Genomic DNA, 25,357 nt, shown 5'->3' on the forward strand with positions numbered 1-25,357 from the left:
GTGCCTTGGCGCTTTTTGGACGCCGGTCAGTTCGGCGTGCGGAGCCTCTTTGTCGCCGGCGTCCAAAAACCTGCACAATAGGCGACATGGGGCGCTCTTGGCGGCTGAACCGCGATCCGCTTTCTAGTCTTTTGCAGGGTCTCTTGCGAGGAAAGATCTAGAGGATGCATTAACACTCCAAAGCAATCCTCCTAGAGTCTTTAAGATCGACTTGGCAAACATCGTCTAGGCTGACGGCAGGAGTCGGCCTACAGGGTCCCCAAAAATGCGTCGATGGTTTCCGCTGATTAAGTTTGTTGGCGACATCAGCATCTCCACCGCCATTGTTGCGGCGGGATTGGTCGGTGCTTGGAGATTCGTAAGCACGCTCGGCGAGTTTTTCGCCGTGCTTCTCCTCTTCGGGAACCCAATCGGTCTTGTCCTTGTTGCTGCGCCATTCGTCATTGTGCTGATTCCTCTTCCTGCTTTTGGTCTCGCAAGGGCGCGGTATGGTCTTGTCCTCGGCCCCATCCTTTCTTTGGTGATAACGTATGGCTTTCACTCAAGGGAAATAAAGCAGGAGGACGATGTTTTAGAGCAAAAGAGGGCTGCTTTCGCGAAACTGGCATCCGGGACCGCCGAGCCCGTGGGCGTGGACCACACGCTTCTCGCCGTCGACGGCGATGTGAGTTCGTGCGATGAGGCCTGCATCAAGGTCCTCGCTACATCAAATCACACACTTGCGACAAGAAGCAGCCGCGATAGGGATCGTACTTGGACGCTCTATGCGCAGGCTGAGGGACCCGCGTGCCTTGCCAAGGAGAATGCCAAGCTCACTCTCGAATTCCTTTTGCGCGGTTTTCCAGACAAGTGCGCAACTCAAACGTCGATCCCTGGTTTCGAAGACGGCCTCCTCCTGCGCGCCATCCGGTCGAATAATCCGGGCTACCGGTTAACGCCCGACGCGCCTGAAGGGTTTACCGGCGGCATATACGAGTCCTTTGAACGAATCGACGGCCGTGACCATCTGCTGGCGCGCTATATCGACGGCAGCTTCGAAAGCAAATTGGATCGCTTCCCGCTTTGGAAAAGGCCGCCGGCCATCAAGGTCGGAGCGCCGATCGACCGAATGTCCTTCCTGGCAAGGGCCATCGGGAAGGACGTCAGCTATCTCAGGCAGCCCAACGCCCCCTTTCCGTTCGACGAAGTATTCGCCGGGATCGAGAAATTTTTCGACCAGAAAGAGAAGATTGACGCGAATACGTTCCGCTACGCTAGGTGGGCCTGGCTACAGATCGCTGCAAATGCATCGCGGCCGCAAACCCGGCTTCTGAAAGAGCGCATGCTTCGATTGTTTGCCAGTCACGATCCGTTTCAAATCGAGCTGGCAATCGAAGCTATCTCTTTCATGCGGCTGGACGAGCGTACCTTCCCAGATGATGTGATGCTCGATCTGGTGTTTGCTCCGATAAACAGAGAAGCGACAGTCTCGCTTCTCGAAAAGCAACTCGATCGACAATTTTCTCCGGGGCGGCCCCCTCCGACTGACGAGGTCCGCGAACGGGCGAAAGCTCATTTGAACGACCCGAACCTCAAGACCTGGCAATCGCACATCCTGACTCAGATTAGCCTGCTCCAGTAAAAAAGATGCCATGGTGAATTCTTTTCCAGGTCCGCTTTGGGTCACAAGCGGTAATGCTCTGACTGATCAGAAGATTTCCGCTTGGCCCTCAGAAGCTGACATCTTCGCCTTTATGAGTACAGGCCGTAAGCGAAGAGACCGCTATTCGTTTCGTCGAAATCGATATGACTCATCCAAGCCGGCGGCCGTATCGTGATCTACGCGTTTCTTCTTCGCCCCAACCCGCTCGATACGCTCAATTCCTATCTGGCTTTCTCTCGGACTATACTTCCGAGCGAAAGGCGCATCGATGCCTACCCATCTCACCGTCTACTACAACACCCGCTGCCCGGTCTGTGACGCCGGCATCGACTGGCAGCGCAACAAGCTGTTGGCGTTGGTGCGCAGCGGTGCTGTCGACTTCAAGGACATCAACGAGCAGCCCGATGCGCTGGCGCAATTTGGCGTCTCGCTCGACGACATCAGGCGCCGCCTGCATGCGACCGACGAGTCCGGCCGGCTCATTGTCGGTGCTGACGTCGCGATCGCACTGTGGAGGCTGACGCCGGGCGAGGGGTGGCTTGCGGCGCTATCAGGCAATCGCGTGGCGTTGCCGTTCACGCGGTTTGTCTACGACCGTTTTGCCGATCTGCTGTTTGCCTGGAACAAATGGTACGGGCGCTGGTGAGCGTTTGGCTGGAGCATTGTGGCTTTGGATTGAATTGATTGGCCGCGGACTCTGACACCTCTCCCCAGCGGGGAGAGGTCGATTTGCGCCTCGCGATGCGAAGCATCGTAGAGTGCAAATCGGGTGAGGGGGTGCAGCACACGGTGAGACCGTAAACCCTCACCCGGCGCGCGGGACGATGCTTCGCATCGCCCGGGACGCGCCGACCTCTCCCAAGGGAGAGGTGAACTCCCGATGCCGCACCAGTTCAGCCCAATCTCGTCGAGCCGCGGCTACCTACTTCTTCTTCGCCCCAACGCGATCGAGGCTCTTGATCTCCATCGGCGGTCGCCCGCTCTTTTCCGCGATCTCGCGGTCCTGCTCCATGATGAAGCTGCGCGCGGGTTCGTCGCCGTCGAGGCCGCCGAGCAGCTCTGCGGGCACGCGCCGGTTGGAGCGTTGGGAGCCGTCTTCGTAGACGACGTTGAAGAAGGCGAATTCGCCTTTCGGGTTGGTTCCGGGTTTCTTGGCCATGGCGGCTTGTCGTCGATCAGGGCGCCGCAGTCAAATGACTTCGCGCAGATGTCGACATCCTTCGCGACCAGAATACCGGCCGTATCCGCTGGTGGTGCCTGTTTTCGGGATGCAGCTAGCCGATGCCCGCGTGCGGCCCATCACCTCAATAAACGGCGGGCCGATAAGCCCGCCGTTTATTGGTCTTCAGCGTCGCCCGGGGCTGGCAGGGCGACAACTTGAGATAGAAGGCTATCCCTCGCGCTCCACGATGGCAAGGCAAATCGTGATAGCGATGATGTCGCAGCCAGCGCATCAGATATGCAGACGGTGTCATCAGCGGGTTCCCGCGATCGCGAAAAGCAGATGCTTGGATTATCGAAATAGTTTGTTCATCTTGCAGGCTCTCGCAACGCAACGAGAGCTGGCACCGATGCAAGGGAATGCGCTCATGAAAATAACATGAGTTAGTTGCTCCGACCTTGCGATGCGCCATTCATGTTCGGCCCTGCGCGCCGCGGCAGCTTCTGCATGGCCAATTGCGATGTGGCTCCGCCATTGCCACCGCCTCCGTCATCGTCCGGCTTGCGGCCCTGCGCCATGATCGCGCTGCCCATCGCGGCGGAACCGAAGGTGATGACGAACGAGGCGAGCAGCAACACCAGTCCGATGCCGGGCGCGCGATCAGCGAAGATCAGCTCGCGCAGATGTCCGGGGTTGAGCCACAGCAATCCGCCGACGAGGAGAACGGCCGCGCAGGCGCCGATCGCAAGGTTGATGGCGAGCAGGCGGAGAAGCGGGACGCGCAGCAGGGAAGGGCGGATTGATTTGTCGTTGGGCATTGATGGCTGCCTCATGCTGGCCGCAACCTGAGGGGCGATGGCATGATCATGATACGCGCGCACTGCGGGAGGCGCGCTAACTTAATCATCCCACATCGCCTGCACCACGATGTTGATGCGCATCAAACGCCCTTACGGCGCCACCAGCTCCACGCGCCGGTTCAGCGCGCGGCCGGCCTCCGTCGCATTGGAGCCGACCGGTGCCAGCAAGCCGACGCCGGCGGTGCGTAGCCGTGTCTGCGCGATGCGAAAGCTCTTCACCAGCTCGGCGGCGACCGCCTCGGCGCGGCGCTTCGAAAGGTCGAGATTGTAGTCATAGGCGCCCTGACTGTCGGTGTGGCCGACGATGAAGACGCTCAGCTGCGGCTGGCTGGTCAGCAGCTTTGCGATCTGCTCCAGCGTCGGGCGGCTCTCCGGCTTCAGCACCGCCTTGTCGGTGTCGAAATAAATGCCGTAGAGCGCGATGTGGCCGGTCTCGCCAAGACCCTTCGCCATTGCGGCGGCATCGACCATCTTGTTCGCGATCGCCCCGAGCTCGGCGACGGTGACCTGCGCGGTGATATCCTGGTTGTTCTGGCTGACGATGACGCTGGCCCAGGTCTCGCGCCCGCCCTCGGTCTTGCGGCCGGCGTAATAGCGGTAGTTGAAGCCGTCGACCCACATCTGCGGGACCGGCAGCGTGTCGATGCTTTCGGTGAAGGGAATGGCGCCGCAGGCGTCGGTGTCGCAGGCGAGCAGTGTCTCGAAGCCGGCCTTCGCCAGCTGTGTCTCGAAATTCCTGGAGACTTCGAGGATCGACGGGCCCGGATTGGTGCGATAGGCGATACGGACGATGCGGCCCTCCAGCCGCCGCGCATCGGTCGGCTGGCCGTCCTTGAAGGCGGCCGCCTGCATCCGCGTCGCGTCAAAGTCCTTCACCACGTAAGCCGTGGCGACGCTGCCGGCGAAGCGGCCAATGCCGGGATAGTCGCGCGCGCCCGGCACATCGCGGGTCTGGGCGGACGCCGGGGCCTGGAGGGAGAGCAGGGCGGCAAGGACAAGCGATCCGAGGATGTGTTTCGGCGCGGGCATCGGCACTCTCTATGGGTTCAAGGGAAGGGGGGCGCAGAGGTTAGTCGCGCGCACCGCGCCGCCGGTTCTCCCCGGCGGCCATCCGCTTGCCGATAGCCGAAAAAAGCGCCCTCACGCCGCCGGAGCGATCCGGTCGTCCGGCTTGGTCTGCTGCATCTGCTGACGCGCCATCATGTCCTGCCAAAGCGTGGCGATGCTGGCCTGCGTCTGCGGCGCGATCAGGCAATGGCCCTCATTGTCGAAGCCGCAGAACCGCGCGGACGGGTCTTTCCGGACCACGGTCAGCGCCTGGTTGATCATTTCGAGACAGGTCATGACCTGTTCGATCTGCTGCAGCCGCGTGTGGTGCAGGATGTCCATGAGGCGGAACGTCATCACCGCAGGCTGACCGTAGGTGATGCCGGGCCGGCCGAACTCGAACAGCACGTTCACCGCCGGGAAGGTGCCGCGGATGTGCTCGAGCACGCCGGCGACATCGTCCACGCTGCAGGCGACCAGATGGGCGGTTTGAGCTGGTGCGGCGACAGGCGGTCGCGGCGCAAGTCCTGCCGAATTAAGTCCGAGCGAATTGATCACCTCCTGCTCGATCCATTGCCGCACCGGTGCGGGTGCGTTGCGGATCTGATCTGCGGTCAGGGTAATTCCGGTCATGGGCTGGTCTCCTGGGCTGCTCTTCTGAGCAGGACGCTGCTGTTTGTTCCAGTCTATGAACGAGGGCATGAGGCATGTTGATGCGGATCAAACGGACAGCCTTGGCGCTGTTCGCTTTCGACAGGCGCTTCGCGGGCGGCCGCCAACGCCCGAAGTCTGCGATGCTGGCACTATACCCCTGTTTTGCCCGACGGGTCAATTGTAATTCGGAAAAACAAAATACACGGTTGGCGCTTCTACTGTGCATGGGGTTGTTTTCGGTTTTTGTTCGGCGCTGTCAGGCGCGGACTTCAGCCATGATCGGTTCCGCGGTCGCTTTGACGCGAATCCAGTTCCCGGGCATGATCGCCTTCCGTTTCGCGCCACTGCAGAGGACCCCTTCGTATGTTGAGACCGCTTCTCGCCGCCGCCTTCCTTGTCACGCTGGCCGGCGGGTCGGCTGAGGCCGCGCGCTGCGGCGGCGACTTCAACAGCTTCGTCGCCAGCATGAGCGCCGAAGCGCAAGCAGCCGGCGTCTCGGCGGGCGTGACCAGCGCGGCATTCGGCGGCATCACCCAGGATGGCGCCGTGCTCGCCTTCGACCGGCGCCAGCGCTACACCTTCAACAAGAGCTTCGAGCAGTACGTCTCGACCCGCGTCGGCCCCGGCCGCATCAATGGCGGCCGTGCATTGCTGCAGCGCCATGCCGCGCTGCTCTCGCGCATCGAGCAGCAGTTCGGCGTGCCGCGGCAGATCCTGGTCGCGATCTGGGGCCTGGAGAGCGATTTCGGCAAGGGCGACATGGGCAAGCTGCCGGTGATCCGCACGCTGGCGACGCTCGCGCATGATTGCCGCCGCACCGAGCTGTTCCAGGGCGAGCTGCTCGCCGCCCTGAAGATCGTGCAGCGCGGCGACCTGCCCTTGCGCGACCTCATCGGCGCCTATGCCGGCGAGATCGGCCAGACCCAGTTCCTGCCGTCGTCCTACATCAAATACGGTGTCGATTTCGACGGCGACGGCCATGTCGACCTCCGCCACAGCGTCGCCGACGTGCTCGCCTCGACCGCGAACCTCCTGCACTCGAACGGCTTCAAGATGGGCCAGCCCTATGACGAAGGCTCGGCCAATTTCGAGGCGATGCGCGAGTGGAACAGGGCCGTGATCTATCGCAAGACGATCGGGTATTTTGCCGATCAGCTGGTGGGGCGGTGACCGCATACTCGGTGTCATCGCCCGGCTTGACCGGGCGATCCAGTACGCCGAGGCGGATGTGGTTGAATCGATAGGCCGCGGCGTACTGGATGCCCCGGTCAAGCCGGGGCATGACAGCGTGTGAGGGACGCTACTGCGGCCCCGACGACTTCGCCGCTCCCTTTGCCATCTTCTCCAGCCGCCGCTGCAACGGCGCCCAATAGGTGCCCGGGCGAAAGCGCTGCAGGATGTCCATGAACCTGGCGTCGTTGCCGATCAGGATGCGCGGCTCGTTTTTCTCGATGCCCCTGATGATGCGCAGCGCCGCATCCTTCGGCGTCGTTCGCGCCGCGCTCTCGAACCGGTCGATCATCTGCGCGCGGCGTGCATTGTCGGTGACGCCAACCCCGGTGCGCGATGAGCGCGCGATCGAGGTGGCGACACCGCCGGGATGAACCACCGAGAGCCGCACCGGGCTGCCCGCGACCGCAAGCTCGTGCCGCACGCTCTCGGAAAAGCCGCGCACCGCGAACTTGGCGGCCGCATAGGCCGATTGTCCCGGCGGCGCGATGATGCCGAAGATCGAGGAGATGTTGACGATATGCGCCTCCGGCCTTGCCTTCAGATGCGGCAGAAAGGCGCGGGTGCCGTGCACCACGCCCCAGAAATTGATGTCGAACAGCCAGTCCATCTGCGCCTGGTCGATCTCCTCGAATGTCCCCATCAGCGCCACGCCGGCATTGTTGATGACGATGTTGAGCGCGGGATGCGCAGCGATCGCCTCGCGCGCGAATTGCGCGATGTCGTCGGGTTCGCCGACATCGACGCGATGCACGCTGATCTTGCGCTGTGCGCCGATCTCGGCAGCGAGCGCTTTCAGCCCGGCCTCGTCGCGATCGGCGAGCGCGAGGTCGCAACCGCGGCTGGCGAGTTCAATTGCAAGTGCGCGGCCGATGCCGCTTGCCGCTCCGGTGATGGCGGCGGCGCCGCGAATCGCAGTCATGGGTGGCTCCCTCGATCCAATCTGGAACTTCAATGTACATATTTTCAGTATGGAACCGAACCATATCGCCTCTCGCTTCCTTAACTCACCTGACACGAAGCGGATGCGAGCATTGGAGCAGCCAGATGGTACAGGCCCAGCCATATCGAGCGACCGCGTTGATCGTTGAGGACGATGCCTTGCAGCGGGAGATGCTCTGTCTCCTGCTCGAGGAGAGTGGCTACCAGGTCATCCAGTGCGAGAGTGCGGAAGCCGCCGAGCGTGTGCTGGACAAGAACGCCAGCGCGCTCTGCCTGATGCTGACCGACGTGCAGCTGGCCGGTCGCATGAACGGCGTCGAGCTGGCGCACGTCGCCAAGGATCGCAATCCGAAGCTCGACGTCGTCGTCACCTCCGGCCGCCCCCTGGCGCAGGCCTTGCCCGACGGCGCAAAATTCTGGGCCAAGCCCTGGGCGCCGCTGGACGTGTTGCGCGAAGCCGAGATCGCCCAGCTGAACTGAGGCGCGCTGACCGTGTCGTGACTTCTCGGCAAGCGGGCGGGGTGGTAGGGACAGGACATGTCCTGGTCCTTCCTGCTCACCTCGCTCATCGTCGTCGCCTCGCCCGGCACCGGCGTCCTCTACACCCTGGCTGCGGCACTCACCCGCGGCTCGCGCGCCAGTGTGGCGGCGGCCTTCGGCTGCACGCTCGGGATCGTGCCGCACATGGTCGCGGCGATGCTCGGGCTTGCCGCCGTGCTCCATACCAGCGCGCTCGCCTTTGCCGCGCTGAAATGGTGTGGCGTCGCCTATCTGCTCTATATGTCCTGGCAGGCGCTGCGGGAGACGGGGGCGCTTGCGGTCGACGGCGAGATCAAGGAGCGCTCGAGCGGCCGGGTCATCGTCACCGGCTTCCTGATCAACATCCTCAACCCAAAGCTCTCGATCTTCTTCCTCGCCTTCCTGCCGCAGTTCATCGCGGTGGACGAGGCGCATGTGCTGGGGCGGATGCTGGAATTGAGCGGCGCCTTCATGGCGATGACCTTTGTGGTGTTCGTCATCTACGGCCTCTGCGCCGCCTCCGTGCGCGAGCGCGTCATCTCCCGTCCCGGCGTGATGGCCTGGCTGCGCCGCTCCTTTGCGGCGGGCTTCGCCCTGCTGGGTGCCAAGCTGGCCTTCGCCGAGCGTTAGGCAATAAAAAAGCGGGCCTCGCGCCCGCCATCTTCAAACTCTCTTAGCCTTACCGACGCCCGGGCGGAGCGTGCTCCACCCGGGCAAAGAACATCCGCGCTACTTCTTCTTCGCGGCCTTCTTGGCCTTTTTCTTCGTCGCCTTCTTCGCCTTCTTCGCTTTCTTAGCCATAGGATCCTCTTAGGGGTTAATGGTGAAACGCGACACGAGGATCGCTCGGCGGAGGGCCAGCCTCGCAACATCCTCGATGACAAACTCAGCAGATTCGCGCGTCCATGCCCCGCGCTGTCACATCTGTGTCATTACGTTATCCACAGCCCAGATGCATTTTCAGGTGATTTTGGCCCGCGAATCCGCCTCGCGGTCGGCTCCGACGCGATCGCGCATCGACGCCGGCGGCGTGCCTAACGATCCGATAACCGAGACGCGGCGTTCATGAATCCAAAACCAAGGGCGCGCTTTCGAAGATCGCAGTGAGGTTCCGTTAAGTGCAACCCGCGCATGATCTTCCGCAAGAACACGGGGACGGGGTCATGGACGAACTTCTGCAGGGGACAGGGGGCGGGACGCTGCGCGTATCGCGGACGCCATGCTGAACGTACCGACGCTTTGGACGGTCTTCGTCGTCAACTTCCTGGCGCTGGGCCTGATCTGGGCCTACGTGACGCGTTCGTATCCGAAATTCGAAGCCGCGCGCTACTGGATGGCGTCAGCTTTCCTCGGGGCTTTCGGCGCGATGACGGCCCTGATCCACCTGTTTGTCGATTCTCCAATTCCACTTCTGTTCGCGGGCGCCGGCATCATTGCGGCGAGTTGCTTCTCGGCGATGGGCATTCAGCGCTTCTATGATCGCCCGGTCCATCTGCGCCTCATGGTCGGGACGGCAGTTGTCAGCGTCGCCGGTGTCGTGCTGTTCAAGATCGGCTTCAACCAGCTGCAGCTGCGTATGCTGAGCTACACGATCGGCCAGGGCCTGCCGCTGGTGTTGTCGCTGCGTCTGTTGCTGTCGCCGCCGGAAGGCCGCGTCAGCCCCGGCGCGCGGCTGTCCGGCATCGTCATCCTCATCATCATCGCTGTCTTCGTGGCACGCGCGGTCGGCAATTCGCTCGGCGGCGACTTTTCGGCGATAGCCGGCACTCAGGCCCATGGGGTCATGTTGCTCGGGCTTCTATTTCTGTCGATGACACTCAATTTCGGCTTCCTGCTGATGGCGATGGATCGCCTCCGCAACGAGGTCGCCGACCTTGCGCTGCTTGACGATCTTACCGGCGTCGCCAACCGCCGCCATTTGTTGCAGCGGCTGTCCGAGGAATGCGCCCGTTCGGAGCGCAGCGGCGAGCCGTTCTCGCTGCTGGTGATCGATCTCGACGGCTTCAAGACCATCAACGACACCTATGGCCACGCCGCAGGTGACGCCTGCCTCCAGCACTTCACCCTGATGGCGCAGACGCGCTTGCGGCCGGGCGATATGCTTGCCCGGACCGGTGGTGACGAGTTCTGTGTCGTGCTGCCGTCCTCGTCCTTGCGCGAGGGCGCACTGATTGCTCGCCGCATCCTTGAGGTCTGCCGTCAGGATGCCGCCGGTTGTTCCGGCAACGACATCCCGATCGCGATCTCGATCGGCGTTGCGGAATGGGATCGCGGCGTCGGCCAATTCCCCGACAGGCTGATCGCCCACGCCGACCATGCCCTCTATGCCGCCAAGAAGAACGGCAAGAACGATTTTGCGATCTATGATCAGGCCCCGCCGCTCTCGCCCGAGCCGATCGAACCCGCGCGCAAATTCGCGTAGATCCTGCTACGCTGGGGTCCGTTGTTGGATCCTGTGATGATATCTCGCCTCGTTGCAGCGGTTCTCGCCGCACTCCTGATCGTCCCCGCCGCCGCCATGGATGCCGAGCTCGCAAGGCTCGCGCGCAGCACTGGCACGCCCGATATTCCCGGCCTGAAGATCGTCTGGCTGGCACCGTGGGGCGATGTCGCGAGCGCCCATGCCTGGCGCAACATCATCGTGCACCAGACCGAAGGGCCGACGGGCTCGGCGCGCGGTGGCGCGCAGGAGCAGTTCAAGAATCCCACCCGGCGCGGCGTGATGGTCTGGGTCGAGACCGACGGTACGGTTTACTGGTCGGTCGCGGACAATCTGGTGCCGACCCATACCGACGGCGCCAACCGCAACGACAACAAATACGTCGACAACAGCACGACCTATCATCAGGTCGTGCGCGACAATTCGATCGGCGTCGAATTCGCCGGCAACTATCCCGATGTCACGATCGGTCCGACCGAAGCGCAGGTCGCGGCCTGGAAGATCCTGGTCCAGGTCCTGCGCGCGCGCTACGGCATCCCGCTCGATCACGTCTATGCCCATAACTGGATCGACTTCAAGGATGCCCGCTATTGCGAAGGCTGCTGGCTCGCGACGCTGGCAAGGATTTGGGGGGAGTGACGAGCGCGGCCTACACCGGCTGCGACATCCAGCCGAACAGCCGCCGGATCAATCCCGGCCGCTCAGGCAATTCGGGCGGGCCGTCCGCGGCCAGCACGCGGTTGAGGAAGAAATCCAGAAACACCATGTCGTTCGGCTCGGTGACGGTGAATTCCTCCTCGCCGAAGTAGACGCTGTAATTGAAGAAGAACGGACCCATGATCGGGATCGTCGCGGTCGAGGCATAGTCCTTGGAGATGACGAACTCGCTGGGATCGAGCCCGTGGTCGCGCATGGCCTGCTCGACCTGCGGCAGCTTGCGCATGAACTGGGCCGAGAAGCCGCCGACGGTGGATTGCAGGATGATTGACACGGTGCGTGTCCGTTTTCTGATTGTCCAATCATCTTTGGTCGCTTGACCCGTCACAGGCGTTCAAGATGTCGCGCCGGCATCTCTCGCAACCATGCTGCGGCTTACACAACAAAAAAGCCGGCGTTGCCGCCGGCTTTTGGTGTCTTGTCGATCCGCCAATTCGCGGACCGCGAAAAGCCGCGCTTAGTGCGCGGCTTCCAGCGCGGCCTGTTCGGCCCTTGCGATCGTGCCCTTGACCGCGGACTGCACCTTCTCGAAGGCGCGGACCTCGATCTGGCGGACGCGCTCGCGCGACACGCCGAACTCGGCGGCAAGGTCTTCCAGCGTCATCGGCTCATCGGCGAGGCGGCGCGCCTCGAAGATGCGGCGTTCGCGCGGGTTGAGCACGCCCATGGCGCCATTCAGCGCGTCACGGCGGTGATCATATTCCTCGTGCTCCGCCATCATGGCTTCCTGGTTGGGCGTATTGTCGACCAGCCAGTCCTGCCATTCGCCGGCTTCGCCGTCGTCCCGGATCGGTGCGTTGAGCGACGCATCGCCACCGAGGCGGCGGTTCATGTCGATCACGTCCTGATCGGTGACGCCGAGGCGCTTGGCAATGATCTTCACCTGATCGGGGCGGAGATCGCCCTCGTCCAGCGCGTTGATCTTGCTCTTCGCCTTGCGCAGGTTGAAGAACAGCTTCTTCTGGTTCGCGGTGGTGCCCATCTTCACGAGCGACCAGGAACGCAGGATGTACTCTTGAATCGACGCCTTGATCCACCACATCGCGTAGGTGGCGAGACGGAAGCCCTTCTCGGGCTCGAAACGCTTCACCGCCTGCATCAGGCCGACGTTGCCTTCCGAGACGACCTCGGAGATCGGCAAGCCGTAGCCGCGATAGCCCATGGCGATCTTGGCGACGAGCCGGAGATGGCTGGTGACGAGTTGATGCGCCGCGTCGCGATCGTCATGCTCGCGCCAACGCTTGGCGAGCATGTATTCCTGCTGGGGTTCCAGCATCGGGAACTTGCGGATCTCGGCGAGGTAGCGAGATAGGCCGGATTCTCCATTGAGGACCGGCAGAGCAGCGGTACGGGCCATGGTTAGCCCCTCCAAAGGTTCAGGCCCCCGATAGCGGCGGGCCAGGCAGACGACCGCTTGGTTAAAGCCGGCCGTAGCTGCGATGTTCCACGTTGGTCACTTCCAACGCAGGCGCAATATACCCCATCGGGGGTCAAAAAGGGAAGGATTGCTGACGTCACGTCCCCGTGTGGCAGCTATAACTTTTTGTAAGGTAAGGCCTTTCTCAAAGCCCCTGCGTCATAGCGCCGCTTTCAGAGCGCTCTCAAGGAGAAGCAAATCCTCCGGCAGACCCGCCTCCCAGTGAAGAAGTTCTCCGGTCCTAGGGTGCTCCAATACCAGCAAATAGGCATGCAGAGCCTGCCGCCCAAGGGCCGTCAAAGCGGCCTGCGAGTCGGGCCCGAGCTGGTTCGCTTTGGTCTTGAAATGGGGGCCATAGACCGCATCCCCCATCAGGGGGTGGCCGATATGGGCGAGGTGGACGCGGATCTGGTGGGTGCGCCCGGTCTCGAGCTCGCAGGCGAGCAGGGAGGCCACCGGCTTGCCGTCGCGCCCGTTAAAGCTCTCCAGCAGCTCCCAATGCGTGACCGCCTCGCGGCCGCCCTGGCGCACGGCCATCTTTTCCCGCGCATGCGGATGGCGGTCGATCGGCGCATCGACTGTGCCGCGATGCCGGCCCGGCAGCCCCCAGGCGAAGGCCATATAACCGCGCCGCATCGGTCCGGTGCGGCCGTGATCGGCGAATTGGGCGGTAAGCGAGGCGTGCGCGAGGTCGTTCTTGGCGACCACCATCAGCCCGGTCGTGTCCTTGTCGAGCCGGTGCACGATGCCGGGCCGGCGCACTCCGCCGATGCCCGACAGCGAGTTGCCGCAATGGGCAATCAGCGCGTTGACCAGCGTCCCGGTCTCGTGCCCGGCCGCGGGGTGCACAACCAGGCCTTTGGGCTTGTTGATGACGATGATGTCGTCGTCCTCGAACACGATATCCAGCGCGATATCCTCGCCCTTGGGCTCGGGCGGGGCCGCCTCCGGCACGTCGATTCTGATCGTATCGCCTGAGGCGACGTGATAAGCGGGGTCGCGGATCTCGGCGTCCTTGAGGCTCACCGCGCCCGCCAGAATCAGGGCTTTCAGCCTTGACCGCGACAGCTCCGGCAGGCGCGACGCCAGCACGCGGTCGAGCCGGGCCGAGCCCTCGTCGCCTTCGACCACGACTTCCAACCTCTGCGCTGAACCTGAGCTTTCCATGACGACGTCTGATACCGCTGTTCCCGAACCGACCCCCGAGCAGGCCGCGCTGTTCGCGCGGGTGCGACGGATGATGCTGATCGCGGGGTTGACCACGGCGCTGGCTGTCTGCGCCGTCCTGATCGCGGTGGGCTACCGCCTTTTCAAGTCGGAGGGAAGAGCGCCCGAGCCCACGGGCGACGTCATCGCGACCTTGCCGAAAGGCGCCAAGATCGTCTCCACGGGCGTTGCCGGCGATCGCCTCGTGGTGACCCTGGATATCGGCGGGGTCACCGAGATCCGCACCTTCGACGCCCACACCCTTAGGCCGGCCGGAAAGCTGAAATTTGCCAATGAGCCGTAGGGCCGGCCTCCGCGGTCGTCCTGGCGAAAGCCAGGACCGATAACCACAGGCGGGCATAGTTGCGGAGACTAGGAGTTAACCCTGCGCGTCACAATTGTCCCCTGGGTGATGGGTCCTGGCTTTCGCCAGGACGACGCTGCGGAGACATTTGAAACCCGCAATCTCACCTTGCCGTAGGCAAAATTCGCGGCTATGTCCTCTCCCTCACGCTCCCTTCGTCTAGCGGTTAGGACGCGGCCCTCTCAAGGCTGAAACAGGGGTTCGATTCCCCTAGGGAGCGCCATTCGCACCATATTGCACGGTCAAATTGCCGTTCGGGTGCGCGGGTTTCCGATGAGACCTGGTTGATTTCACACTCCGCTGATCGTTGACTTGCCACACCGAATCCCGAGGCGCAGATTGCGCTCCGCGGTTTCCGTCCATGTTTCGGGGGGAATGGTACTTGGACAAGGGCGAAAATGATCTCAATGGTCGCTACGTCATTGAGCCCGTTGCCGCGAAGGGGGATTTGCAGGCCATCGGATCGTCGCTCGCATCTGACTCGCTTGGCTTCCGCGCGGCCGAGATCCTCGACAGACTCCGCAGCGGTATCGGTTTCCGCCTGCTGGCCGCCGTGCTGCTGTTCAGCTCGCTCGTCACGCTGACGCTGACCGCGCTTCAACTTTACCTCGACTACGATCACGAGGTCGGTGTCATCGAGACGCGTCTCGACGAGATCGGCCGAAGCTACCTTGCGAGCCTGGGCGAGAGCCTTTGGGCGCTTGACCAGCACCAGCTCCAGCTTCAGCTCAACGGCATCCAGCGCCTGCCCGGTATCCGCGCGGTCGAGATCCGCGAGGTCATCGATCGTCCGGATCCGATCCACATCTCCGTCGGCGACCGCAGCGCGCGCGCCAGCATCGCCCGCGATTATCCGCTCGATTACATGGTTCGCGGCACCAAGCGTCCGATCGGGATCCTTTATGTCGAAGCGACGCTCACCGAGGTCTACCAGCATCTGCTGAACCGGACGCTCGTCATCCTCGCGAGCCAGGCGGCCAAGACGTTTCTTGTCTCGCTCTTCATCCTCTACATCTTTCACGTCCTCGTCACCCGTCACCTCGTCACCATTGCCGCCTTTGTCGGAAGCTACAATCTTGCACGGCCGCCGCCGCCGTTGCAGCTGAGCAGGAGGGGTCCCGACAAGCCCGACGAGCTCGACCAGGTCGCGGATGCATTCAATGAGTTGTGCGCCAATTTGCAGCGCGCTTATGGCGATCTGCAGCAAGTGAACGCGCAGCTTCAGCAGGACCTCTTTGTGCGCCAGAAGGCCGAGCAGGACGCCCAGTTGAGCGAGCAGCGCTTTCGCGATTACGCGGAGACGGCATCGGACTGGTTCTGGGAAACCGGACCGGATCATCATTTCACCTATATTTCGGAAAGACTGGATGCCTTCGGGATCGATCGAGCCGCGTTGATCGGCACGAGCCGCATCGACACCGCGATCAACAGCGGCGCCGAGCCGGAGAAATGGCGCGAGCATGAGGCGGTGCTGGAACGCCACGAGCCGTTCCGCAATTTCGAGTACACAAGGCGCGATCTGGCTGGTCGGCTGCGCCATGTCAGCATCAGCGGGCGACCCGTATTCGCACCCGACGGTCGCTTCCTCGGATATCGCGGCACCGGCACCGACCTCACCGAGCAGCACGAGACCACCGAGAGGTTGCGCCAGTCCCAGAAGATGGACGCGATCGGCCAGCTCACCGGCGGTGTCGCTCATGACTTCAACAATGTCCTGACGGTCATCACCGGTACCATCGAGATCATCCAGGAAGGCGTGGCCGACCGGCCTGAACTCGCCGCGATCGCCCACCTCATCGACGAGGCGGCCGTGCGCGGCGCCGAGATCACATCGCAGCTTCTGACCTTCGCGCGCCGCCAGCCGTTGCAGCCGCGCGAGGTCGACATCAATGAACTGGTGCTCGACGTCTGCAAGCTGCTCAAGCCGATGCTCGGTGAGCACATCGAGATCGACACGTTGCTCGCGAGCGATGCGTGGTCTGCGCTGGCCGACCCGTCGCAGCTTTCGGCGGCGATCGTCAATCTCGCGATCAATGCAAGGGATGCCATGCCCGGCGGCGGCAAGCTGGTGCTCGAAAGCGCCAATGTGGTCATCGACGACGCCGCTGCGTTCGATGACGGGGTGCGCGCCGGAGATTTCGTGATGATCGCGATCACCGACACCGGCCAGGGAATTCCACCCGATATCATCGATCGGGTGTTCGAGCCTTTCTTCACGACCAAAGGGGTCGGCCGCGGCACCGGGCTGGGGCTCGCGATGGTCTACGGGTTTGCCAGGCAGACCGGCGGCGCCGTGAAGATCGAAAGCGAACAGGGGCGGGGCACCGTGGTCAGGCTTTATCTGCCACGCTCGGAGATCCGGGCCCCGGTGAAATCGGCATCCGCTCCGGCCATCGCTGCGATCGGCGGCCAGGAAACCATCCTGGTGGTCGAGGATGATCCGCTGGTGCAAGGCTATGTGATCGCCCAGCTCGGCGGCCTCGGCTACAAGACCCTGATCGCCAGCGACGCGGAGGCGGCGTTGGCGCTGGTCGACCAGGGCGCCGAGTTCGATCTTCTGTTCACCGACGTGGTCATGCCGGGCGGAATGAACGGGCGCGAACTGGCCGAAGCCGTGCTCGAGAGTCGCCCGGGGATGAAAGTGCTCTACACATCGGGCTACACCGATGAGTTCGTCCATGACGGACGCCTCGACACCGGCGTCGCCCTGCTGCGCAAGCCATACCGAAGGGCGGACCTCGCGCAGATGATCCGTGAGGTCCTCTCGGCAAAATGATGCGCAAGATCTTGAGCAAGATCCTTTGAATGCCTGCGAGGCCAAGTACCGAATTTGCGAGAGCGCTTCATGTCATCCTCTCATTCCTATGCATCCGAGGGCGGCTTGCGGAACTGCGGATCGTGTTTCCTGTTCGCGGCTCTCCTGCTGCTGGCGGTGTTGCCTCATCCTCTCCGCGCGGAGCCATTGCGTCCGTTCGTGATGGTGACGGACCAGCCGGAAACCACATACGAAGGCAAATGGCAGCGGCTTGCCTACCAGGAGGCGTTCAGGCGGCTCGGCGTTCCGCTCGAGGTCGAGCTGATGCCGACGCAGCGGGTGAGCGCGATGGTCGATTCCGGCGCCGTTGACGGGCAGTTCATGCGCGTTCCCGCCTACGGGGAGACGCACCCCGACCAAGTGCGGGTCGACGAGTCGATCTACGAGGTGAGGTTTGCAATCTGGGCCAGCAATCCGGCGCTGACCTTGCCGCGTTTGGAGGATCTGACCGCGACGAACTGGATCGGCGTCTATCGACGCGGCGTCGAGCTGTGCCAGCGCTCGCTCTCGTCCCTGGTGCCGGAGACGCGCCTGACCAGCATCGCGACCGAATATGACGGGTTGCGCATGCTGCTAAGCGGCCGCGTCGATTTTTTTTGCGAGATCGATGCCGCGCTCCAGAGCGCCCTGTATTCGCCCGAATTCAAGGGCGTCACCTCGGTGCGGCCGCTGCTGACGATCGGCGACCGGGTCGTGCTCTATCCATATCTGTACAAGACCAATGCCGACCTCGCGCCCCGCCTGGCTGCCGTTCTGCAGGAGATGAAGGCGGAGGGCCTGCTGGAACGGTACAAGCAGGAAGCGCGCGAGAAGTGATGGCAGAGAGTCATTTGATCGCTTGGATGGTCGTCGCCTCAGAATGATAACGGCTGCGTGGCTGCGATCATGCGCAAACCCGCGCGATCGGCCTTTCTCGCGTGGCAACCGCCGTGCGCATCCGGTAGTTTAAGGCGCTTTCCACGGGAATCAGAGGGGCCATGACGCCGATTGCGTTCAGCTTGCGCGGAACGGGGATGAGCCTTCCCAGTCAAAAAGTCAGCTCGGCCGCCCTTGATTGCGAGCTGGGAAAGCCGGACGGATGGCTCGAGGCGAATTGCGGCGTCAGGGAGCGGTTCGTTTGCGAGGCCGAGACGCAGGACGAGCTCGCGGCCAGTGCTGCCCGGGTCGCGCTCGGCGAAGCCGGTATCGCGCCGTCTGCGATCGACCTCCTGATCTTCGCCAGCGCCGTTCCCAAATATTCCATTCCCATTACCGCACCGCTGATCGCGCGGCATCTCGGCATTCCATCTGGTGCCTGTTCGACGCTCGACGTGAACTCGACCTGCCTCAGCTTCCTGTCCGGCTTCGACATGGCGACGCTGATGATCGCTACCGGGCGCTATCGCTGTGCCCTGGTCGTCTCGTCCGAGATGGCCTCGCGGGCGTTGCCGTGGCAGACCGATCCGGTCACCGCCGGATTGTTCGGCGATGGCGCCGCGGCCGCCGTGCTGGTCCGGCCCGATCAGGGCGAGGCAAGCCATGTCAGGGCCGTCAGGTTCGAGGTTCATCACGAAGGCTACGAGGTCTGCTCGCTGGCATCGGGCGGGACGGGGATCGACTTCGCGCGCGAGCCGGAGCGCTTTGCGGCGGGGCGCTTCTTCCAGATGAACGGCCGCGAGTTGTTCAAGCTGACCGCGGCCAAGTTTCCCGGCTTCGTCGACCAGCTACTCGAGAGTGCGGGCTGGACACGGGAGAGCGTCGATCTCGTCGTGCCGCATCAGGCCAGCCCGTTTGCGCTAGCCCACCTCGTCAAACGCTGCGGCTTTCCGCGCGACAAGGTCATCGATATCGTCGCCACCCATGGCAATCAGGTGGCCGCGTCGATCCCGACTGCGCTGCATGTTGCGCGGCAGCGGCAACGCATCATCAGGGGATCGCGCATCATCATGCTCGGCACCTCCGCCGGCGTGTCGTTCGGCGGCATTGCGATCGAGATCTAGATGTCGCGAATATTGGTGACCGGAGCGGGTGGGTTCCTCGGCCGTCGCGTGGCTTGCCATCTGGCTGCGCGCGGCCGTGAGGTGATCGCGCTCGGCCGGTCCGACTCGCTACGGGACGTTCTGCGCGGCGAGCGGATCACCGTAGAGACCTGCGATCTCGCCGATGCTGCATCATTGTCCGCGCTCGAGCTCGGGGATGTCGACGCAATCGTTCATTGCGCCGGCCTATCGTCGAATTGGGGACCGCGGCGTGATTTCGAGCGCAACAATGTCACGGCAACGGCCAATCTGCTGGCGCAGGCGCAAAAATGGCGCGCGGCGCATGTCGTCTATGTCTCATCGTCCAGCGTCTACTTCCGTTTTCGTGACGGGCTTGGTGTCAGCGAGGGATCTGCCCTCCCTGCACCCATCAATCATTATGCCTGGAGCAAGGCTGCCGCTGAGCAGCTGGTTCGCTCCACGTCCGATCTGTCCTGGACCATCGTCCGTCCGCGCGGGATCTACGGGGCGGGCGACAAGGCGTTGCTGCCCCGCCTCCTGCGCGCAGCAAAACGCAGGCCGTTGCCGTCCTTCAACGGTGGGCGCGCGGTAATCGATCTCACTCATGTCGACGATGTCGTGGCTGCGATCGCCTGCATTCTCGATGTCAAGGACAAGGCGTCAGGCGCGATCTACAATGTTTCCGGCGGTGAGGCGGTTTCGATCCGCGACATCATTACCCGCAGCGCTGCGCTCGCAGGCGTCGATGTGCGCTGGCGCGAGCTGTCCTGGCCGGTCGCGCTCACCGCCATCCGCGCGATCGAGGGCTTCCACAAGCTGTTCCGACCGCAGGTCGAACCTGTCGTGACGGCCTATTCGGCGGGACTGCTTGCCTTCAGTCAGACGCTCGATCTGTCGGCCATCCGCAAGGATCTCGGCTGGACACCGACCGTCGATTTCGCCGAGGGTCTGCGCCGGACGTTCGGAGGAGAGTAGACAGCATGAAGCTGTTCAACAGCGCGCATATCGATGTCTTCGCCGGTCTCGTCAAGCGCGGCGCCGGCTTGAGGCGCGCGCGGCTGACCGTGCGCTACGGCGTGATCGATCTCGGTGAGCGCGGGCTCTGCCTGGTCGATACCGGCGTTGGACCTGAGGTGACGCAGGGGTCGCGCAGTGCCGCGTTGCGGCTCTATAGCGCGGTACTCCGCCCGCAACTGAATGCCGATGAGGCCGTGGAGACGACGTTGCGCAATCTCGGCGTCGCGCCGGCCGATATCCGCCATGTCATCGTCACGCATTTTCATGCCGATCACGTGTCGAGCCTTCGGTTGTTCGCGAACGCCGCGTTCACCGCCTGGGGCGCGACGGCACGCGCCGTCATGGGCATGAGTACGGCCGCCGCCTTGCACAACGGGATCTTCAAGGAGTTGATCCCGCCCGACATCACGCAGCGATTGATCCCGGTCGAAGGGTTGGCGCGCGTGGCGACCGGCACCGTGCTCGGCGACGGCCATGATCTGTTCGGCGATGGCTCTTATCTCGCAGTGCCGCTGCCGGGGCATGCCTTCGGCCATTTCGGCGTTTTTTGGCGTGAGGCTACCGGCCCCGTGATCTACGCCACCGATGCGGCATGGACGCGCGAGGCGCTGATGCAGGACAAGACACCGTGGATCTCCAGTGCCATCGTGTTCGACGATCGCGATGCCGGCCGCGACAGCCAGCGCCTGCTCAGGGCGTTCGCCGGGCAGGGCGGCAAAGTTCATCTCTGCCACGACGTCGACGAGCCGATATCGTGATGTCGCGGCTGGCTCTCGCTTCGGCCTATCTGCGCACGCGGTTGTTGCGGCGCTGGCTCACGAGCCGCAACAGGATCGAACGATGGCAGCAACCGCGCCTTGCGCGGCTCATGCACGATGCGACGCGGCAGGTCGCCTTCTATCGCGGCTTTCGCGACAAGGACTTGTCAGCTCTTCCTCTCGTCGACAAGCGCGAGGTAATGGCGCGCTTTCAGGATTTTAACCGTCTCGGTCTGATGGCAGCGCAGATCTGGAGCATGATCGATCGGGGCGAGGCGCCCAAAGGCTACGATGTCGGTTGCAGCACGGGTACCAGCGGGAATCAGGGCCTCTACCTGGTTTCTGACCAAGAGCGTTTCGTCTGGCTCGGCACCCTTGTCGCCAAGGCGATTCCTCTCTCTTTGCTGCGACAGCACCGCGTCGCCGTCGTGCTCCCGCGCTCGTCGCGGCTTTACGACGCCGCGAACGAATCGAAATTGCTGAAACTACGCTTCGTCGATCTCAGGCTCGGCCTGCAATCGGCCGCCGAGACGCTCGCCGCGTTCAAGCCTGATGTCGTCGTTGCTCCGCCGAAAGCGTTGCGCTGGTTTGCGGAGAATGACGTCGCGATTGCGCCGCGCACGATGTTTTCGAGCGCGGAAGTGCTCGACCCGCCGGATAGGGAGGTGATCGAGCGCCGCTTCGGCCTGAACTTGCGGCAAATCTACATGGCGACGGAAGGCCTGTTCGGCGTCTCCTGCGAGCGCGGCACGTTGCATCTGGCGGAAGACGTCGTGCATTTCGAGTTCGAACCGGTAGCTGGCAGCCCCGATCTCGTTGTGCCTGTTGTGACCGATTTCACGCGGCGCACGCAGATCATGGCGCGCTATCGCATGAACGATATCTTGCGCCTCGATTCCAGACGCTGCCCTTGTGGTTCGGCCCTGCAAGCCGTCGCGGAAGTGATCGGCCGTCGCGACGATGTCTTTGTTCTGCCGAACCGCGATGCGGCTAGGCCTGACGTCATGGTGACCCCGGATGTCCTGCGCAACGCGGTGCTGGCGGCGGACCGTAGCATCGACGATTTCCGTATCCGGCAGACGGGCGAAAACCGGATCGACATCGTCCTGCCGCTTCACGTCGGCGTTTCCGCCACTGAGGGCGTGCGCACGGCGGTGCTGGTGGCATGCACGCAGCTCGAGGCGCGGCCCGTCGTCGAAATGCAGCACGAGGCCCTGCAGCCGCGCAACGACGCAAAGCTTCGGCGCGTCGAAAATTGCTGGAAGCCGAGCGCCGCATGAGAAAGACCATCCTCATCACCGGAGCCCGGGCGCCGGCCGCCTTGCATCTGGCGCGTATCTTTTATCACGCCGGCCATCGTGTCGTCCTTGCCGATACGTTCCGCTATCCGATGTCGCGGGCGACGCGGATGAAGCATGCCTATGAGCAATTGCCGTCGCCACGGCAGGGCTTTTCGGACTATTGCGCGGCTGTGGCCGCGCTGGTTGCGCGCGAAGCGCCTGACGTCATCGTGCCGACTTGCGAAGAGGTGTTTTATCTCGCAGCGGTCCGCGACATCAGAGGCATCGACATCAAGTTTTTTGCGCCGCATTTCGACCTGCTTGCAAAAGTCCACAACAAGGCGGATTTCGCCGAGGTCGCCATGGGGCTCGGTGCCGATCCGCCGCCGACCGTGCGGCTCTGCTCGCGCGACGACCTGTCTGTTATGCCGCAGCCGGAAGGCCTGGTCCTGAAGCCTGCCTGGTCGCGGTTCGGATCACGCGTGCTGATCCGCCCCTCGCGCGCGGCGCTCGATGCGCTTTGCCCGACCGCGGCCGATCCCTGGGTCGCGCAAGCCTATCTGCCGGGCGAGGAGATCAGCGCCTATGCCGTCGCGGTCAATGGTCGGCTGGCGGCGTTTCAAAGCTACAAGCCGACCTATCGCGTCGGCCAAGGCGCAGGCGTTGCCTTCGCGCCGGTCGCTGATCCCGTTGCGCGAAAATTCGTTGACGGCCTGGTCGCGCGGCTGAACTGGACCGGACAGATATCGTTCGATTTTCGCCGCGACGCGCAAGGCGAACTGCACGTCATCGAATGCAATCCGCGCACGACGAGCGGCGTGCATTATTTCGGGCCGGCAGATGGTCTCGACAAAGCCATTCTCGAAGGACGCGACGCACGCGCATCGTCGACGGCGCCGATGACGCTTCCCTTGGCCATGCTGGCCTATGGCTTGCCAGACGCCATCCGCAATCGCGGCTTTGCACAGTGGCGACGCGATTTCGCCGGCATGCAGGACATCTCAGTCTGGCCCGGCGACCGCGGCCTGTTGTTGTCCCAATTGCGCGCGCTCGGCGAGATCGCCGTCCGCGCGCTGCGAAATGGCACGGGGCTGCTCGAGGCCTCGGTGCGCGACATCGAATGGGATGGCGAGCCGCTGGCGTGAGGCTCACAACTCCATGATGATGTCGAAAGGCGCATCCGCAACGGCGGGGCGCTCGCCACGCAAGATGGACTCGATACTTGGCCTGAGCACGTCGAGCCGGCAGATCACGGGCCGCGCGCCCGGCGGCTTGTTGTCTCGCGCAGCCGTGAGAATGCGTTGATCCTGACGCAGCGCGATCATGAACAGCGGCTTGAACAGCATTGCTTTGATATATCCGAGCCCGCCTTGCATTGGTCCCGCCAGCACGCCGAAGCCGCGAACATGATCGTCGTCCTCCTGGCGCAGATGAAACGTCGTCGACAGGTTGATGCGGTCGCGTCCCCAGAACTCGAGCTCGGCGATCCCAGGCGCGACGAAGCGGCCGACGCTGATCGACCGTTCGCCTTCGAGCAGCCGGCTGATCAGGCCTTCCTGCCGCGGCTCTCCCTCGTAGCGCGCTTCGACCCAGCCATCGCCGCCCGTCACCGATACCTTGACCTTCCAGCGTCGGCTGCTTAGTCCGCGCAGCAGACCGCTGTGGGTGAAATGGGTGTGGGTGGCGTCGAGAATGTTTTCGGCGACGTCGAGCAGCGTCGAGCGAACGCGATTCTCGACAACACTGCTCACAGTGCCCGGCCCTGACAGCACGCCTGCATAGGGTTCGCCGCGCTGGTCTCCCGGCGAAATGTAGATCAGGCCGTTCTGCTCGCGTACGGCATGCGCGGGCACCGCGATGGTCGGCGTCTGCTCCAGGAGCCCCGGCATGCTGCGGCAGCGCCCGCCGCCGTCGAACCGCCAGCCGTGATAGGGGCACTCGATGGCGTCGTCGATCACCCGTCCCTGCGACAACGGCGCGAAGCGGTGCGGGCAGCGGTCAGTCAGGCAGTGCAGCGCCTTGCCGGACCGGAACAGGACGAAGGGCTGTCCGTCGAGCATGACGCGATGTGGTCTGGTGCCGACCTTGCGGCTCAGCGCAACCGCATGCCAGGTCGATGCCCTATCGGTCATAGCTCGAAGCTCCGCAGCACGGGAATGCCGGCCCGTTGCAATATGATCCGGACCGCAGATGCGGCCAATCGCGCCGTCGGCGCATGATGGGCGTTGTAGATGGCGGTATATTCCAGCGCCGCGACGCCGCCCCTGTTGCGCTTGAACGCGGCTGCGCCGGCGCTCATGTTGAACAGCATTTTTCGCTCGCGCGCCCGCTTCAAGGCCAGCGCCATCAGCATGCGATAGAGACCAGCCTCCTGCGGAAGGGTGGCGTCATAGCCGACGATTGGTGCTGTCATGGTTCGGCCGGAGTCGAAGAACGCGATCACACCGGCAAGCTGTCCGTCCGCGGCACGCAATCCCTGGAATTCGAGGATGCCACCCCCATGTGCCGCTTTCATGAACGCAGCCGTGTATTGCGGGTTCAGCCAAGTGTACTTCTCGAGATAGAGATACTGGTAGAGCGTCTGCGCGCGAACGAAATCGTCGTCGCGCAATTCCGCTGGCGCCACGCTCGCGAGACCGGAATCGTCGAGCAGCGCTCGGTCGCGTTTTTCGTCACGACCGGGTTTCGGCTCAGCGTTTCTGCAATCGAACATGTAGATCTGCCGGGCCGGATATAACCGGTAGCCGGCCTCGCGAAAGATCTGCATCGCCGCGCGGTCGCAAAAATCGTTCAGGGAGCGCCAGGCCACCACGTGAGCGGGATGCTGCTGCACGATCGCCTGCGTCGCCGCCAGCAGGGCTTCGAACGTGACGTCGGGGATCGGGTTGGTCGCGAGCAGCCAGTTGTTGATCTGTACCTGCCGGTCGAGCCCGGCTGCCCGGATCAGCGGATAGCCGAGCTTGAGCAGGCCATCCAACACGGTCGACAGAAGCCGGTGTTCCGAAAAGTGACGCAGCTCGTCGCGCGCATAATCGATATAGGCGACCGACGGGCAGCACAGATAGCAGGTCGGCTTGAGACCGCTGTTGGTCGTGACGGGAAGCAAATGGGGACCGATCTGGCGCTGGCCGACCTGGGTGCTGAGATTGCTGATTGCGTTTTCGCTCGGCGCCGATCTGAACAGCTCGCATAGTGATAGTGTCTTCGCGGTAATTTCGATCTCGGTCACCGCGAAGCGCGCTCCTGTTCCGCGCCGGAGAATCCGGCGCAGCCGATCGTTTCAGCTGTTCGGATGGCGGTCAACGCAT

25 protein-coding genes and 1 tRNA gene are annotated in these 25,357 nt (G+C 63.3%); 16 read left to right on the forward strand and 10 right to left on the reverse strand.

The genetic code is table 11. The annotated features are described in order from the left end of the window. Window positions 1–265 precede the first annotated feature (265 nt). Complete coding sequence (locus tag L6639_RS33815) at window positions 266–1,621, forward strand: hypothetical protein (protein ID WP_237865943.1); 1,356 nt, start codon at window positions 266–268, stop codon at window positions 1,619–1,621. A gap of 289 nt (window positions 1,622–1,910) precedes the next feature. Continuing rightward, window positions 1,911–2,288 carry a thiol-disulfide oxidoreductase DCC family protein gene (locus L6639_RS33820; RefSeq protein ID WP_237865944.1) on the forward strand — a complete coding sequence of 126 codons (378 nt, stop codon included), beginning with the start codon at window positions 1,911–1,913 and terminating at the stop codon, window positions 2,286–2,288. A gap of 276 nt (window positions 2,289–2,564) precedes the next feature. Here the strand turns inward: L6639_RS33820 and L6639_RS33825 are convergent, their stop codons facing one another. The 4 genes from L6639_RS33825 to L6639_RS33840 form a co-directional block, all read right to left on the reverse strand. Next, the gene (locus L6639_RS33825; protein WP_237865945.1) at window positions 2,565–2,801 is read right to left on the reverse strand and encodes a hypothetical protein; all 237 of its coding nucleotides are present in this window, start codon (window positions 2,799–2,801) and stop codon (window positions 2,565–2,567) included. 446 nt (window positions 2,802–3,247) lie between these two features. Continuing rightward, a complete protein-coding gene (locus L6639_RS33830) occupies window positions 3,248–3,622 on the reverse strand; it encodes a hypothetical protein (RefSeq protein ID WP_237865946.1) in 375 nt (124 codons plus the stop codon). A gap of 132 nt (window positions 3,623–3,754) precedes the next feature. After that, entirely contained in the window at window positions 3,755–4,693 is a 939-nt protein-coding gene (locus tag L6639_RS33835) for an OmpA family protein (RefSeq protein WP_237865947.1), read from the reverse strand. A gap of 111 nt (window positions 4,694–4,804) precedes the next feature. Then, window positions 4,805–5,344 (reverse strand): hypothetical protein, encoded by a 540-nt coding sequence (locus L6639_RS33840; protein ID WP_237865948.1) that lies wholly within the window; start codon window positions 5,342–5,344, stop codon window positions 4,805–4,807. A 384-nt stretch (window positions 5,345–5,728) separates the two neighbouring features. On the opposite strand from L6639_RS33840, the gene L6639_RS33845 reads away from it, so the two are divergent. Beyond that, on the forward strand, window positions 5,729–6,535 hold the full coding sequence (locus L6639_RS33845) for a lytic murein transglycosylase (RefSeq protein ID WP_237865949.1): 807 nt from the start codon (window positions 5,729–5,731) through the stop codon (window positions 6,533–6,535). 130 nt (window positions 6,536–6,665) lie between these two features. Here L6639_RS33845 and L6639_RS33850 read toward each other — a convergent pair whose 3' ends face one another. After that, window positions 6,666–7,517 carry an SDR family NAD(P)-dependent oxidoreductase gene (locus L6639_RS33850; RefSeq protein WP_237865950.1) on the reverse strand — a complete coding sequence of 284 codons (852 nt, stop codon included), beginning with the start codon at window positions 7,515–7,517 and terminating at the stop codon, window positions 6,666–6,668. A 125-nt stretch (window positions 7,518–7,642) separates the two neighbouring features. Between L6639_RS33850 and L6639_RS33855 the strand changes: the two genes are divergently transcribed. The 4 genes from L6639_RS33855 to L6639_RS33870 all read left to right on the forward strand — a co-directional run bounded on the left by L6639_RS33855 (window position 7,643) and on the right by L6639_RS33870 (window position 11,135). After that, the gene (locus L6639_RS33855; RefSeq protein ID WP_237865951.1) at window positions 7,643–8,017 is read left to right on the forward strand and encodes a response regulator; all 375 of its coding nucleotides are present in this window, start codon (window positions 7,643–7,645) and stop codon (window positions 8,015–8,017) included. 57 nt (window positions 8,018–8,074) lie between these two features. Beyond that, complete coding sequence (locus L6639_RS33860) at window positions 8,075–8,686, forward strand: LysE family translocator (RefSeq protein ID WP_237865952.1); 612 nt, start codon at window positions 8,075–8,077, stop codon at window positions 8,684–8,686. Window positions 8,687–9,275: 589 nt separating this feature from the next. Next, window positions 9,276–10,478, forward strand: coding sequence for a GGDEF domain-containing protein (locus tag L6639_RS33865; RefSeq protein ID WP_237865953.1), 1,203 nt, complete (start codon window positions 9,276–9,278; stop codon window positions 10,476–10,478). A gap of 36 nt (window positions 10,479–10,514) precedes the next feature. Further along, a complete protein-coding gene (locus tag L6639_RS33870) occupies window positions 10,515–11,135 on the forward strand; it encodes a peptidoglycan recognition protein family protein (protein ID WP_237865954.1) in 621 nt (206 codons plus the stop codon). A 10-nt stretch (window positions 11,136–11,145) separates the two neighbouring features. Here L6639_RS33870 and L6639_RS33875 read toward each other — a convergent pair whose 3' ends face one another. The 3 genes from L6639_RS33875 to L6639_RS33885 form a co-directional block, all read right to left on the reverse strand. Next, complete coding sequence (locus L6639_RS33875) at window positions 11,146–11,487, reverse strand: hypothetical protein (protein ID WP_237865955.1); 342 nt, start codon at window positions 11,485–11,487, stop codon at window positions 11,146–11,148. Between the two features lie 183 nt (window positions 11,488–11,670). Then, a complete protein-coding gene (gene rpoH / locus L6639_RS33880) occupies window positions 11,671–12,570 on the reverse strand; it encodes an RNA polymerase sigma factor RpoH (protein ID WP_100178250.1) in 900 nt (299 codons plus the stop codon). A 219-nt stretch (window positions 12,571–12,789) separates the two neighbouring features. Next, window positions 12,790–13,797, reverse strand: a complete 1,008-nt coding sequence (locus tag L6639_RS33885) for an RluA family pseudouridine synthase (RefSeq protein WP_237865956.1) — start codon at window positions 13,795–13,797, stop codon at window positions 12,790–12,792. On the opposite strand from L6639_RS33885, the gene L6639_RS33890 reads away from it, so the two are divergent. The 9 genes from L6639_RS33890 to L6639_RS33930 all read left to right on the forward strand — a co-directional run bounded on the left by L6639_RS33890 (window position 13,796) and on the right by L6639_RS33930 (window position 23,194). Then, the gene (locus L6639_RS33890) at window positions 13,796–14,140 is read left to right on the forward strand and encodes a hypothetical protein (protein WP_237865957.1); all 345 of its coding nucleotides are present in this window, start codon (window positions 13,796–13,798) and stop codon (window positions 14,138–14,140) included. The two genes, L6639_RS33885 and L6639_RS33890, sit on opposite strands and share 2 nt — an antisense overlap. A gap of 208 nt (window positions 14,141–14,348) precedes the next feature. Continuing rightward, window positions 14,349–14,423: transfer RNA gene (locus L6639_RS33895), tRNA-Glu, on the forward strand. Between the two features lie 159 nt (window positions 14,424–14,582). Further along, complete coding sequence (locus L6639_RS33900; protein WP_237865958.1) at window positions 14,583–16,976, forward strand: ATP-binding protein; 2,394 nt, start codon at window positions 14,583–14,585, stop codon at window positions 16,974–16,976. A gap of 69 nt (window positions 16,977–17,045) precedes the next feature. Continuing rightward, the gene (locus L6639_RS33905; RefSeq protein WP_237865959.1) at window positions 17,046–17,831 is read left to right on the forward strand and encodes a substrate-binding periplasmic protein; all 786 of its coding nucleotides are present in this window, start codon (window positions 17,046–17,048) and stop codon (window positions 17,829–17,831) included. 197 nt (window positions 17,832–18,028) lie between these two features. Next, window positions 18,029–18,994: a 3-oxoacyl-ACP synthase III family protein gene (locus tag L6639_RS33910; protein WP_237865960.1), complete on the forward strand. Its 966-nt coding sequence runs from the start codon at window positions 18,029–18,031 to the stop codon at window positions 18,992–18,994. Next, the gene (locus tag L6639_RS33915) at window positions 18,995–19,969 is read left to right on the forward strand and encodes an NAD-dependent epimerase/dehydratase family protein (RefSeq protein WP_237865961.1); all 975 of its coding nucleotides are present in this window, start codon (window positions 18,995–18,997) and stop codon (window positions 19,967–19,969) included. A gap of 5 nt (window positions 19,970–19,974) precedes the next feature. After that, complete coding sequence (locus L6639_RS33920; RefSeq protein WP_237865962.1) at window positions 19,975–20,769, forward strand: MBL fold metallo-hydrolase; 795 nt, start codon at window positions 19,975–19,977, stop codon at window positions 20,767–20,769. Then, window positions 20,769–22,049, forward strand: a complete 1,281-nt coding sequence (locus L6639_RS33925; protein ID WP_237865963.1) for a F390 synthetase-related protein — start codon at window positions 20,769–20,771, stop codon at window positions 22,047–22,049. The genes L6639_RS33920 and L6639_RS33925 overlap by 1 nt, the downstream gene beginning before the upstream one ends. Beyond that, complete coding sequence (locus tag L6639_RS33930) at window positions 22,046–23,194, forward strand: ATP-grasp domain-containing protein (protein ID WP_237865964.1); 1,149 nt, start codon at window positions 22,046–22,048, stop codon at window positions 23,192–23,194. Before L6639_RS33925 ends, L6639_RS33930 begins: the two co-directional genes overlap by 4 nt. A gap of 3 nt (window positions 23,195–23,197) precedes the next feature. Here L6639_RS33930 and L6639_RS33935 read toward each other — a convergent pair whose 3' ends face one another. Together L6639_RS33935 and L6639_RS43355 are read right to left on the reverse strand one after the other, a co-directional pair. Beyond that, the gene (locus tag L6639_RS33935; RefSeq protein ID WP_237865965.1) at window positions 23,198–24,181 is read right to left on the reverse strand and encodes a Rieske 2Fe-2S domain-containing protein; all 984 of its coding nucleotides are present in this window, start codon (window positions 24,179–24,181) and stop codon (window positions 23,198–23,200) included. Next, window positions 24,178–25,278: a GNAT family N-acetyltransferase gene (locus L6639_RS43355; protein WP_237865966.1), complete on the reverse strand. Its 1,101-nt coding sequence runs from the start codon at window positions 25,276–25,278 to the stop codon at window positions 24,178–24,180. The genes L6639_RS33935 and L6639_RS43355 overlap by 4 nt, the downstream gene beginning before the upstream one ends. Between the last annotated feature and the right edge of the window lie 79 nt (window positions 25,279–25,357).

It is taken from the genome of Bradyrhizobium zhengyangense (assembly GCF_022012555.1).
GTDB classification, from domain to species: Bacteria; Pseudomonadota; Alphaproteobacteria; order Rhizobiales; family Xanthobacteraceae; genus Bradyrhizobium; species Bradyrhizobium zhengyangense.